The organism is Mycobacterium sp., from assembly GCF_035499775.1.
Lineage (GTDB): Bacteria > Actinomycetota > Actinomycetes > Mycobacteriales > Mycobacteriaceae > Mycobacterium.
On sequence record NZ_DATJYB010000222.1, the window covers coordinates 57145 to 69359 of the forward strand.

The following is a 12215-nucleotide window of genomic DNA, read 5'->3' on the forward strand; positions in this document are numbered from 1 at the left end:
GCGGAAACGGCCCGCTGGGGAGGAGGGCCGTCGGATGTCGCCGCGGAGCGGTGTGACCAGCACAACCCCGCGCTCAGGGCACCCTTGCTGGACCGATCTCCGGAATTGCGTCACACTGGTGTTGTGAAAATCCGATCCGAGCTGGATCCTGCCGTGCCTGCGGTTGGTGCTGCGGGAACGGATGGTCACACCCGCCGCGCCATCGTGCGCCTGCTGCTGGAATCCGGATCGATCACCGCCAGTGAGATCGGCGACCGACTGGGCCTGGCGGCCGCCGGCGTGCGGCGTCATCTCGACGCGCTGATCGAGGCCGGCGACGCCGAATCCGCGCCCGCTGCGGCATGGCAGCAGGCGGGACGGGGGCGGCCGGCGAAGCGCTTCCGGCTGACGGCCGCCGGCCGGGCCAAGCTCGACCACGCCTATGACGACCTGGCCGCCGCGGCCATGCGCCAGCTGCGCGAGATCGGCGGCGAGGACGCCGTTCGGACGTTCGCGCGCCGGCGCATCGACTCGATCCTGGCCGGCGTCGAGGGGGCCGGCAGCGCCGGCGACGACGATGTCGAGGCGGCCGCCGACCGGGTCGCCGCAGCGCTGACCAAGGCCGGTTACGTCGCGACCACCACGCGGGTCGGCGGACCCATCCACGGCGTGCAGATCTGTCAGCACCACTGTCCGGTTTCGCACGTCGCCGAGGAATTTCCGGAGTTGTGCGAAGCCGAACAGCAGGCGATGGCCGAGGTGCTCGGGACCCACGTCCAGCGCCTGGCGACCATCGTCAACGGCGACTGCGCCTGCACCACCCACGTGCCGCTCACGCCCGCGGCCGGCAAGACCTAGCACGAAACGGCGCCCAGCCCGCGCCGAATACAGCACGAGCATCAAAGGAGTGTCCACATGACACTGACGCCAGAGGCCAGCAGGACCGCTGCCGCACCGTTGACTCAGGACGAGGCCATCGCCTCCCTGGGCAACTACGGCTACGGCTGGTCGGACTCCGACGTCGCAGGCGCCAGCGCACAGCGCGGCCTCTCCGAGGCCGTCGTGCGCGACATCTCGGCGAAGAAGAACGAGCCCGAGTGGATGCTGAAGACCCGGCTGAAGGCGCTGGGCATCTTCGACCGCAAGCCGATGCCGAACTGGGGTTCCAACCTGGAGGGCATCGACTTCGACAACATCAAGTACTTCGTGCGCTCGACCGAGAAGCAGGCCGCCTCTTGGGAAGAGCTGCCGGAAGATATCCGCAACACCTACGACCGGCTGGGAATCCCGGAGGCGGAAAAGCAGCGCCTTGTTGCCGGCGTTGCGGCCCAGTACGAGTGCCTCGCCGGTGAAACTTTGGTATGGACCGCCAACCGCGGGCAGGTCCCGATCAAGGAGATCGAGTTCGGCGATCGGGTGTTCTCCTACGACGAGTCTGCCGAGCAGTTTGTCGTCGCGCCGGTCAAGGCGGCAGCGCAGACCGACACCCGGCTGACATATGAGATCAAGACCACTCGGCTCAGCATCCGTGCCACTGATAACCACCCCATGCTGGTGCTGCGCGACGAGCGCAAGGAGGGCCGCCAGCGTGCCCGCTATGCGCGGCGTTGGGTCACAGTGGGAGAACTGAAGGCAGGCGATTTCATCGCAGTGCCACGAACCGTTCCGGATTTCGGTGTCGCGGCTGAACTTCCGATCATCGCCGGATTGACAGCTCCAGAGACCAGTTCGATCGACCTGATGTGGCTGCTGGGCTTGTACGTCGGCGACGGCAACCTGCATCTGTCGACCAAGACGTATCGCGTTCAGTTCGCAATCCCGGCAACCGATGTTGAGTTGCGCGCGGAGTTGACCCGGGTCATCAAGGAACTATTCGGGTTGCGTTGCATCGAGGCTGACGAATACCGCGTCGTTGTCAACTCAAAGGCGTTGACGGAGTGGATCGTTGCGCTGGGATTCAGCGGATTGTCGCTGACCAAGCGGGTGCCCGAGTGGGTCTACGGGCTGCCGGTTGACCAGCGGCTGGCATTCCTCGGCGGCTGGGTTGACGCCGACGGCTACGTCCAGCCGGAACGATGTGGCTCCGTGATGCTTACCTGTGCCAATGAGCCTCTCATCAATCAAGCCCGGGAGCTTGCCGAACTTTCCGGGCTGCGCGCGGGCGGGCCTTGGTCGTTCACTCAGCCGTACCGGCACGCCCCGGAACGCATGCAGATTGCTTGGCGCCTAGGGATTTCCGGTGACTTCGAGCGCCTCGGATGCCGCAATCTGAAGCGAACAGACCGCTTCGGTCGCCGCCGCTACGTGCATTCGTCCAACAGTTCGCACGGGACGACGATCCGAGCGCACACCAACGATTGGCTTGGCTTCGAGCGGGTCAAGTCAATCGAACCGTATGCCATCGAGCCGGTGTATGACATCGAGGTCGACGGTCCACATAATTTTGTGGCTGCAGGACTCGTGGTACACAACTCCGAGGTGGTCTACCACCAGATCCGAGAGGACCTGGAAGCCCAAGGCGTTATCTTCCTGGACACCGATACTGGTTTGCGGGAGCATCCGGAGATTTTCCAGAAATATTTTGGAACAGTAATTCCGGCAGGCGATAATAAGTTTTCTGCATTGAATACTGCGGTGTGGAGTGGCGGTTCTTTTATTTACGTCCCGCCGGGTGTGCGCGTCGACATCCCGCTGCAGGCGTATTTCCGGATCAACACCGAGAACATGGGCCAGTTCGAGCGAACGCTGATCATCGCCGACGAGGGCTCCTACGTGCATTACGTCGAGGGCTGCCTGCCGGCAGGTGAGCTGATCACGACCGCGGACGGCGACCTGCGGCCCATCGAGTCGATTCGCGTCGGTGATTACGTCACTGGCCACGATGGCCGGCCGCATCGCGTCACCGCGGTGCAAATGCGCGACCTCAATGGCGAATTGTTCACCTTCACGCCGATGTCGCCCGCCAACAAATTCTCCGTCACAGCAGAGCACCCCTTGCTCGTCGTCCCGCGCGCCGAGGTGCGCGTCATGCGCAAGGAACGCAACGGATGGAAGGCGGAAGTCAATAGTGCCAAGCTGCGTGTTGCCGAGCCGCGGTGGATCGCGGCAAAGGACGTGGCCGAGGGCGACTTCCTGATTTACCCCAAGCCGAAGCCGATCCCGCACAAGACGGTGCTGCCGCTCGAGTTCGCGCGGCTCGCCGGCTACTACCTGGCCGAGGGTCACGCGTGCCTCACCAACAACTGTGAGTCGCTGATCTTCTCGTTCCACAGTGATGAATTCGAATACGTCGAGGACGTGCGCCAGGCGTGCAAGTCGCTCTACGAGAAGTCTGGTTCGGTATTGGTCGAGGAGCACAAGCACTCGGCGCGCGTGACCGTCTACACGAAGGCGGGCTACGCCGCGATGCGCGACAACGTCGGCATCGGATCGTCGAAAAAGAAGTTGTCCGATCTCCTGATGCGTCAGGACGAGATCTTCCTACGCGAGTTGGTGGACGCCTATGTCAACGGCGACGGCAACATCATCGAACGCGGCGGCGCGCTCTGGAAGCGGGTTCACACGACGTCACGTGTCTGGGCGTTCCAGCTGCAGTCGATCCTGGCGCGACTGGGTCACTACGCCACCGTCGAGCTGCGCCGGCCGGCAGGTCCGGGTGTCATCATGGGCCGCAATGTCATGCGCAAGGACATCTACCAGGTCCAGTGGACCGAGGGTGGCCACGGACCCAAGCAGGCCCGCGACTGCGGCGACTACTTCGCCGTGCCGATCAAGAAGCGCGCGGTGCGAGAGGCGCACGAGCCCGTGTACAACCTCGACGTCGAAGCGCCCGACAGCTACCTCGCCTACGGCTTCGCGGTGCACAACTGCACCGCGCCCATTTACAAATCGGACTCGTTGCACTCGGCAGTGGTCGAGATAGTCGTGAAACCCCATGCACGCGTTCGCTACACCACGATCCAGAACTGGTCGAACAACGTCTACAACCTGGTCACCAAGCGCGCCCGCGCCGAGGCCGGAGCCACCATGGAGTGGGTCGACGGCAACATCGGGTCCAAGGTGACCATGAAGTACCCGGCGGTCTGGATGACCGGCGAGCACGCCAAGGGTGAGGTGCTCTCGGTGGCGTTCGCCGGCGAAGACCAGCACCAGGACACCGGCGCCAAGATGCTGCACCTGGCGCCCAACACGTCGAGCAACATCGTGTCCAAGTCGGTCGCGCGCGGCGGCGGCCGCACCTCCTATCGAGGGCTGGTGCAAGTCAACAAGGGCGCGCACGGCTCCAAGTCCAGCGTGAAATGCGATGCGCTGCTGGTTGATACGATCAGCCGCAGCGACACCTACCCTTACGTCGACATCCGCGAGGACGACGTCACGATGGGCCACGAGGCCACCGTGTCCAAGGTCAGCGAGAACCAGCTGTTCTACCTGATGAGCCGCGGGCTCACCGAGGACGAGGCCATGGCGATGGTGGTGCGCGGGTTCGTCGAGCCGATCGCCAAGGAACTGCCGATGGAGTACGCGCTGGAGCTCAACCGGCTGATCGAGCTGCAGATGGAGGGCGCGGTCGGATGACCGCTGCATTGAATAAGGGGGAGTTGTTCTCCTCCTTCGATGTTGACGCGTTCGAGGTTCCGCACGGCCGCGACGAGCTCTGGCGATTCACCCCGCTGAGGCGACTGCGTGGCCTGCACGACGGGTCCGCTAACGCCACCGGAAGCGCTCAGATCGCCGTCAGCGAGCTGCCCGGCGTGCGGACCGAGACGGTGCGCCGCGGCGACGATCGCCTCGGGCAAGGCGGGGTTCCTGCTGACCGCGTTGCAGCCCAAGCGTTTTCGTCGTTCAACTCGGCAACGCTGATCACCGTCGGACGCGACACGCAGATCGCCGAACCGGTCAACGTCGCCGTCACCGGACCCGGCACAGGCGCGGTGGCCTACGGGCACCTGCAGATCCGGGTCGAAGAGCTCGGCGAGGCCGTCGTCATCATCGACCACCGGGGCAGTGGAACCTACGCGGACAACGTCGAATTCGTCGTCGGCGACGCCGCGCGACTCACCGTCGTGTGGATCGCCGACTGGGCCGACGACACGGTGCACCTCAGCGCCCACCACGCAAAGCTCGGCAAGGACGCGGTGCTGCGCCACGTCACCGTCACGCTCGGCGGCGAGGTGGTGCGGTTGTCGGCCAACGTGCGGTTCAACAGCACCGGCGGGGACGCCGAGCTCCTGGGCCTGTACTTCGCCGACGACGGTCAGCACCTCGAATCGAGGCTGCTGGTCGACCACGCCCACCCCGACTGCAGGTCCAACGTGCTGTACAAGGGTGCGCTGCAAGGAGATCCGGCGTCGAACCTGCCCGACGCGCACACCGTCTGGATAGGCGACGTGCTGATCCGGGCCGAGGCCACCGGAACCGACACCTTCGAGGTGAACCGCAACCTGGTGCTCACCGACGGCGCCCGCGCCGACTCGGTGCCCAACCTGGAAATCGAGACCGGCGAGATCGTCGGCGCCGGACACGCCAGCGCCACCGGACGATTCGACGACGAGCAACTGTTCTACCTGCGTTCCCGCGGCATCCCCGAAGAGCAGGCCCGCCGGTTGGTGGTGCGCGGCTTCTTCGGCGAGATCATCTCCAAGATCGCGGTGCCCGATGTCCGGGACCGCCTGACCGCAGCCATCGAACACGAACTGGAAATCACGGAAAAGACTGCTACCTCATGACGACTCTGGAAATCAAAGACCTGCACGTCAGTGTCGACAACCCCAACGCCGCCGACGGGGAACGCGAGATCCCCATCCTCAGGGGCGTCGACCTGACCGTGAAATCCGGTGAGACGCATGCGTTGATGGGCCCCAATGGCTCGGGCAAGTCCACGCTGTCCTACGCCATCGCCGGTCACCCCAAATACCGGGTCACCTCGGGATCGATCACCCTGGACGGCGCCAACGTCCTGGACATGAGCGTGGACGAACGCGCCCGCGCCGGAGTGTTTCTGGCCATGCAGTACCCCGTCGAGGTGCCCGGTGTCTCGGTGTCGAATTTCCTGCGTTCGGCGGCCACGGCCATCCGGGGCGAGCCGCCGAAACTGCGGCTCTGGGTCAAAGAGGTCAAGGCCGCGATGGCCGGCCTCGATATCGACCCGGCCTTCGCCGAGCGCAACGTCAACGAGGGTTTCTCCGGTGGCGAGAAGAAGCGCCACGAGATCCTGCAGCTGGAGCTGCTCAAGCCCAAGATCGCCATTCTCGACGAGACCGATTCCGGCCTGGACGTCGACGCGTTGCGGGTGGTCAGCGAGGGCGTGAACCGCTACGCCGAGGCGGAGCATGGCGGGATCCTGCTGATCACGCACTACACCCGCATCCTGCGCTACATCCACCCGGAGTACGTGCACGTGTTCGTCGGCGGGCGCATCGCCGAATCCGGCGGGTCGGAACTGGCCGACGAACTCGAGCAGAACGGCTACGAGCGGTTTACCCAAGCGGCCGCCACCGGGGCTTGACGATGACGGCCTCAGTGACCCCATTGGACCTCGCGGCGATCCGCGCCGATTTCCCCATCCTGAAGCGTGTCATGCGGGGCGGAAATCAGTTGGCGTACCTGGATTCCGGCGCGACGTCGCAGCGCCCACTGCAGGTGCTCGACGCCGAGCGTGAGTTCCTGCTCACCTCCAACGGCGGCGTGCACCGCGGTGCGCACCAGCTGATGGAGGAGGCCACCGACGCCTACGAGCAGGGCCGGGCCGAGATCGCGGCGTTCGTCGGCGCCCACGCCGACGAGCTGGTCTTCACCAAGAACGCCACCGAGTCGCTGAATCTGGTGTCATATGTGCTGGGGGACAACCGTTTCGAGTGGGCGGTGCAGCCCGGCGACGTTATTGTCACCACCGAACTGGAGCACCACGCCAACCTCGTCCCGTGGCAAGAGCTGGCCCGGCGCACCGGAGCCACCCTGCGCTGGTACGGCGTGTCTGAAGACGGCCGCATCGACCTGGACTCGCGGCGACTCGACGAGCGGGTGAAAGTCGTCGCATTCAGCCATCATTCGAATGTGACCGGCGCACTGGCGCCAGTGGGCGAATTGGTGGCCCGCGCCAAAGAAATAGGCGCGCTGACCGTCCTGGACGCCTGCCAGTCGGTGCCACACCAGCCGGTGGACCTGCACGCGCTGGATGTCGACTTCGCCGCCTTCTCCGGGCATAAAATGCTGGGGCCCAACGGTATCGGCGTGTTGTACGCCCGCCGCGACCTGCTGCAAGCGATGCCGCCGTTTTTGACCGGTGGTTCCATGATCGAGACGGTCGCCATGGACGCCTCGACCTACGCGCCCGCGCCGCAGCGGTTCGAGGCGGGTACCCCGATGACCTCCCAGGTCGTCGGGTTGGCCGCCGCCGCACGCTATCTGGACGCCATCGGCATGGATGCCGTCGAAGCTCACGAACGCGAACTGGTTGCCGCGACCATCGCCGGCCTGTCCGGGATCGAGGGCGTCCGCATCGTCGGACCCACCTCGATGCAGGACCGCGGCTCGCCGGTGGCGTTCGTCGTCGACGGGGTGCATGCCCATGACGTCGGTCAGGTGCTCGACGACGACGGCGTCGCCGTGCGGGTCGGACATCACTGCGCATTGCCGCTGCATCGCAGGTTCGGCGTCGCGGCCACCGCGCGCGCGTCGTTCGCCGTGTACAACACGCTCGACGAGGTCGACCGCTTGCTGGCCGGCGTACAACGGGCGCTGGATTTCTTTGGGAGAGAATGACATTGCGCCTCGAGCAGATCTATCAGGACGTGATCCTGGACCACTACAAACACCCGCAGCACCGCGGACTGCGGGAGCCGTTCGGCGCTGAGGTATCTCACGTCAACCCGGTGTGCGGGGACGAGGTGACGCTGCGGGTGTCGCTGTCTGACGACGGCGGCAGCGTCGTAGACATCTCCTACGACGGGCAAGGGTGTTCGATCAGCCAGGCGGCGACGTCGGTGCTCACCCAACAGGTGATCGGCCAGAGCGTGCCGGAGGCGTTGAAGACCGTCGACGCATTCACCGAAATGGTGTCCTCGCGCGGAACCGTGCAGGGTGACGAGGACGTTCTAGGCGACGGAGTAGCGTTCGCCGGTGTAGCCAAATACCCCGCGCGGGTCAAGTGTGCGCTGCTCGGTTGGATGGCGTTTAAAGATGCACTGTCACAGGCCAGTGAATCCTTCGAGGAGGTCAGGGATGAGCGAAACCAGCGCACCGGATGACGAACTGCTCTTCGATATCGAGGAGGCGATGCGTGACGTGGTCGACCCCGAACTGGGCATCAACGTCGTCGACCTTGGGTTGGTCTATGGCCTGAACCTGGAATCGGGTGACGAGGGCAAGGTCGCGCTGATCGACATGACGCTGACATCCGCCGCCTGCCCGCTCACCGACGTCATCGAAGACCAGTCGCGCTCGGCGCTCGTCGGCAGCGGTCTGGTCAACGAAATCCGGATCAACTGGGTGTGGAACCCGCCCTGGGGCCCGGACAAGATCACCGAGGACGGGCGCGAGCAACTCCGCGCGCTGGGCTTCACTGTCTGAATCAGTAACGCCGTCAAGCGAGTCCGCCCGCTAGCGGTGGTGCGGAATCGGGATCGGCGGCAGGTGCGGGAGATGAGGGTGGGGGCGCCCCATCGGCGGGCACGGTTGCAGGCTGATGGCCGTCGCGTGCAACGCTCCATCGCTTTCGGTGCCCTGCGCCGCCAAGCACTTCCCGTTCTGGATCGAGTGATCGTTGGTGACTGTGTCTTTCGTGTAGGAAGTCGAGCCGGTCACGGCCACATTGGTGGAAGTGGGTTGGCCGTCAGGACCGATGCGGTTGACGACGATGGTGTTGTCCGCGACGGAGCCCACCTGGCCGAAGACGCCGGTGGGTGCGGCGGGCGGCGGGGCGGCAGGTTTGCCGCTTGGTTCCTCCTCCGGGGGCGGTACGCACTTGCCATCGACGGCAGGGCTGATCAGCACGGATTCCGCGGTGATGGCACCCGGAGCTCCTCCCGGCGCGGCGTGTGCGCTGATGCAACTGCCCGCGGTGACGTCGGTCAGGTGAGCCGGCCCGGCCTCGCTGATCACAGTCGCCGGTTCGAAGTCCACCGTCGCCGATCCGCTCCGGGTTCTGAGGTGGATCACGCCGCCCGATACCGAGTTGACCATGCCCTCGACACGGTCCTTGGGCGCTGGCGCCAGCGGTGGCGGTGGCGGCTTCGGCGACGAACTGGGCCCTGAACTGGGTCCTGAGCTCGGCGCCGAACTGGGCGCCGAACTGGTCGGGCCGGCCGACGACGAGGGGTTCCCGCCGTTGCTCGATGTGCCGCACGCAGACACGCACACCAAAGCGACCGCGAGGACCGCGACTCGAGTCCCTCGTGCGCTTTGCATGTATGCGGATACCCGCAGCACCGTTGCTCTCACATGTCGTCGGTAGCGGTCACCTGTCGTGGTCGTGACCGCACTTGCCATTGGTGGCCTGTCGCAGGTCGATCGTCGTCGCCTGCAGCGCGCCGCCGCTGTCCTTGGTTCCCTTCGCCGTCATGCACTTGCCCTGCGTGATCGCCTGAATGTTGGCCGGGGCCTCCTTGGTGTAACTGGTCTTGTCGTTGACCGTCGCGGCAGCTTGTGAGGTATTGCCGCCGGCATCGGTGGTGGTGACATTGATCGTGTTACCCGAAACCGAAGCGACCGTGCCCACGATGTTCGACCTCTTGGCCGGCTTTGTCGTCGTCGTGGGGCTGGGCGTCGTCGTCGTCGGGCTGGACGGCGGCGTGGTCGTCGATTCTGGCGCGGGCTCCTTGCCTTGTGGGCATTTGCCGTCGACGGCGGGGCTGATCCGCACGGACGCCGCGGTGACCGGGTTGCTGCGACGCGAGTCGTGGGTTGCGTGAATGCTGACGCAGCTGCCCTGGGTGACGTCGTTCAGCGCAGCCGAACTGGTCTCGGTGACCTTGGTCGACCCGCCGAAATTCACCGTCGTGTTCCCGCCATGCTGGGTCACCTGCGCCGAGTTGTTGGCCACCGACGCGATCAGTCCGTTGACTTCCGCTTCGCCACCGGGCGTTGACGAAGTCGGCGATCCCGACGTGGTTGTCGTGGGGGAGGACGAGACAGTGCTTGACGAGGTGGTCCCGCTTGGTGGTGGGCTCGTCGAACTGCACGCCGCGAGGGACAGTGCGGCGGCGCCGGTAACGGCGAGGACCGCGACTCGCGCGAGTCGGGGGGTGGCACGCATCAACGTTTCTCCGATCGTGAAAAGGTCTCGACGATCGGGTTTACCCGATGGAGCTGTGCGCAGACTGTGTCTTCAGAAGGCATCCTCCGGCAGCCGCATAATGTCGTCGTCGAGTGTCTCGATGACGTTACGCAGCGCCGTCAGCTTGGGAAGCATGTTCTTGGCAAAGAACGCCGAGGTCGCGATCTTCCCCTTATAGAACGCCTCGTCGCTTGCCGAAGGCCCGCTCTGCAGCGCGGCGTGCGCGACGTCGGCTTGCTTGAGTAGCAGCCAGCCGATCAGCAGGTCTCCGACGGCGAGCAGGTACCGCACCGACCCGAGGCCCACCTTGTAGATGTCGGTCGGGTTTTCCGCGGCGGACATCAGGTAACCGGTCAGGGCCTCCGTCATCGCGGTGACGTCCTCGAGCGCGGCCTGCAGGTGCTCGACGTGCGACTTCAGCGACTCGTCGCAGGTGTCGATGGTGCGGGTGATCTGGGCCGTCACATGCTGCAGGGAGCTGCCGTGGTCGCGGATGATCTTGCGGAAGAAGAAGTCCAGCGCCTGGATGGCCGTGGTGCCCTCGTAGAGTGAGTCGATCTTGGCATCGCGCAGGTACTGCTCGATTGGGTAGTCGGTCAAGAAACCCGAGCCGCCCAGTGTCTGCAGCGATTCGGTCAGGATCTCGAAGGCCCGTTCCGAACTCGCTCCCTTGACGATCGGCAGCAGCAGATCGTCGACGCGGTGTGCCATGCTCAGATCTGCACCCGAAACCCGTTGTGCGACTTCACTATCCTGATGCGCCGCTGCATACAGATACAACGCCCGCAGGCCCTCGGCGTAGGCCTTCTGGGTCATCAGACTGCGCCGCACGTCGGGGTGGTGCATGATCGTGACCCGCGGCGCGGTCTTGTCGGTCATCTGAGTCATGTCCGCGCCCTGGATCCGCTCCTTCGCGTAGGCCAGTGCGTTCAGGTAGCCGGTGGACAGGGTGCCGGCGGCCTTGACGCCGATGGTCATGCGGGCGTTCTCGATCACGGTGAACATCTGCGCGATGCCGTTGTGTTTGTCGCCCACCAGGTAGCCGACCGCGGGCACATCGGTGATGCCGAAGGACACCTCGCACGTCGGGGAGGACTTCAGGCCCATCTTGTGCTCCAGCCCGGTGACGAAAACCCCGTTGCGCGGACCGAGTTCGAGCGTGTCCGGGTCGAAGAGGTAGTTCGGCACGTAGAACAGGCTCAACCCTTTGGTGCCCGGGCCGGCGCCTTCGGGCCGGGCCAGCACCAGATGGAAGATGTTCTCGGCGGTATCGCCGACATCGCCGCCGGAGATGAACCGCTTGACACCCTCGATGTGCCAGGTGCCGTCGGGCTGTTCGAAGGCTTTGGCGCGTGCGGCACCGACGTCGGAACCCGCGTCGGGTTCGGTGAGCACCATGGTGCCCTGCCAGCCGCGCTCCAGGCCTTCTGCCGCCCAGCGCTTCTGCTGGTCGTTGCCTTCGGCGTAGAGCGCCCGGGACATCGGCGGCCCCATCACGTAGAAGCACGCGGAGGCGTTGGCGGAGAAGATCATCTCGGCGACCGCCCAGGTCAGCGGCGGGGGTGCGGCGATACCACCGATATCCTCGGCCAGACCCAGGCGCCACCACCCGGCCTCTTTGATCGCATCCACGGATTTCAGCAACTCGGGGTCGGGCAGGCTGATGCTGTGTGTCTCCGGGTCGAATACCGGCGGGTTACGGTCCGCGGAGGCGTAGGACTCGGCGATCGGCCCTTCGGCCAGGCGTGCGGCTTCGGCCAAGATCGTCCGGACGGTGTCTTCGTCCAACTCGCTGTACGGTCCGGCGCCCAGCACGGCGCCTATGTCGAGGACCTCGAATAGGTTGAACTCAAGATCGCGGATGTTGGCGATGTAGTGGCCCAATGCAGTTCCCTCTGATCGTTGAGAAGGCGGCTGATTTCGAGCTAAGTCTGTCTGACTTGGGAAAATGTACGCAACCGTA

The 12215-nt window shown here is 65.2% G+C and carries 11 protein-coding genes; 8 read left to right on the forward strand and 3 right to left on the reverse strand.

The annotated features are described in order from the left end of the window. Positions 1–84 precede the first annotated feature (84 nt). Genes VML93_RS14735 through VML93_RS14765 form a run of 7 tightly spaced genes read left to right on the forward strand, consistent with a single transcriptional unit; the run spans position 85 to position 8547 of the window. Entirely contained in the window at positions 85–837 is a 753-nt protein-coding gene (locus tag VML93_RS14735) for a metalloregulator ArsR/SmtB family transcription factor (protein WP_325611750.1), read from the forward strand. Between the two features lie 57 nt (positions 838–894). After that, positions 895–4554 (forward strand): intein-containing Fe-S cluster assembly protein SufB, encoded by a 3660-nt coding sequence (gene sufB, locus VML93_RS14740; RefSeq protein WP_325611684.1) that lies wholly within the window; start codon positions 895–897, stop codon positions 4552–4554. Then, the gene (gene sufD / locus VML93_RS14745; protein WP_325611686.1) at positions 4551–5705 is read left to right on the forward strand and encodes a Fe-S cluster assembly protein SufD; all 1155 of its coding nucleotides are present in this window, start codon (positions 4551–4553) and stop codon (positions 5703–5705) included. The genes sufB and sufD overlap by 4 nt, the downstream gene beginning before the upstream one ends. After that, on the forward strand, positions 5702–6484 hold the full coding sequence (sufC, locus tag VML93_RS14750) for a Fe-S cluster assembly ATPase SufC (protein ID WP_325611688.1): 783 nt from the start codon (positions 5702–5704) through the stop codon (positions 6482–6484). Before sufD ends, sufC begins: the two co-directional genes overlap by 4 nt. 2 nt (positions 6485–6486) lie before the next feature. Next, a complete protein-coding gene (locus VML93_RS14755) occupies positions 6487–7740 on the forward strand; it encodes a cysteine desulfurase (protein ID WP_325611689.1) in 1254 nt (417 codons plus the stop codon). Further along, positions 7737–8225, forward strand: coding sequence for a Fe-S cluster assembly sulfur transfer protein SufU (gene sufU, locus VML93_RS14760; RefSeq protein ID WP_325611691.1), 489 nt, complete (start codon positions 7737–7739; stop codon positions 8223–8225). Before VML93_RS14755 ends, sufU begins: the two co-directional genes overlap by 4 nt. Further along, entirely contained in the window at positions 8200–8547 is a 348-nt protein-coding gene (locus tag VML93_RS14765; protein WP_325611693.1) for a metal-sulfur cluster assembly factor, read from the forward strand. The genes sufU and VML93_RS14765 overlap by 26 nt, the downstream gene beginning before the upstream one ends. A gap of 30 nt (positions 8548–8577) precedes the next feature. On the opposite strand, the gene VML93_RS14770 is transcribed toward VML93_RS14765, so the two are convergent. Beyond that, complete coding sequence (locus VML93_RS14770) at positions 8578–9159, reverse strand: hypothetical protein (protein ID WP_414686355.1); 582 nt, start codon at positions 9157–9159, stop codon at positions 8578–8580. Between VML93_RS14770 and VML93_RS38595 the strand changes: the two genes are divergently transcribed. Continuing rightward, positions 9158–9430 (forward strand): hypothetical protein, encoded by a 273-nt coding sequence (locus VML93_RS38595; protein WP_414686356.1) that lies wholly within the window; start codon positions 9158–9160, stop codon positions 9428–9430. The genes VML93_RS14770 and VML93_RS38595 overlap by 2 nt on opposite strands. Before the next feature lie 3 nt (positions 9431–9433). Here the strand turns inward: VML93_RS38595 and VML93_RS14775 are convergent, their stop codons facing one another. Both VML93_RS14775 and VML93_RS14780 read right to left on the reverse strand, forming a co-directional pair. Further along, entirely contained in the window at positions 9434–10231 is a 798-nt protein-coding gene (locus VML93_RS14775) for a hypothetical protein (RefSeq protein WP_325611695.1), read from the reverse strand. Between the two features lie 72 nt (positions 10232–10303). Further along, positions 10304–12136 (reverse strand): acyl-CoA dehydrogenase, encoded by a 1833-nt coding sequence (locus tag VML93_RS14780; protein ID WP_325611697.1) that lies wholly within the window; start codon positions 12134–12136, stop codon positions 10304–10306. Positions 12137–12215: the final 79 nt, after the last annotated feature.

Coding starts and splice junctions, on each gene's coding strand:
- sufB (WP_325611684.1), top strand. CDS start 895: ATGACACTGACGCCAGAGGCCAGCAGGACCGCTGCCGCACCGTTGACT.
- sufD (WP_325611686.1), top strand. CDS start 4,551: ATGACCGCTGCATTGAATAAGGGGGAGTTGTTCTCCTCCTTCGATGTT.
- sufC (WP_325611688.1), top strand. CDS start 5,702: ATGACGACTCTGGAAATCAAAGACCTGCACGTCAGTGTCGACAACCCC.
- VML93_RS14755 (WP_325611689.1), top strand. CDS start 6,487: ATGACGGCCTCAGTGACCCCATTGGACCTCGCGGCGATCCGCGCCGAT.
- sufU (WP_325611691.1), top strand. CDS start 7,737: ATGACATTGCGCCTCGAGCAGATCTATCAGGACGTGATCCTGGACCAC.
- VML93_RS14765 (WP_325611693.1), top strand. CDS start 8,200: ATGAGCGAAACCAGCGCACCGGATGACGAACTGCTCTTCGATATCGAG.
- VML93_RS38595 (WP_414686356.1), top strand. CDS start 9,158: ATGCCCTCGACACGGTCCTTGGGCGCTGGCGCCAGCGGTGGCGGTGGC.
- VML93_RS14770 (WP_414686355.1), bottom strand. CDS start 9,159: ATGGTCAACTCGGTATCGGGCGGCGTGATCCACCTCAGAACCCGGAGC.
- VML93_RS14775 (WP_325611695.1), bottom strand. CDS start 10,231: ATGCGTGCCACCCCCCGACTCGCGCGAGTCGCGGTCCTCGCCGTTACC.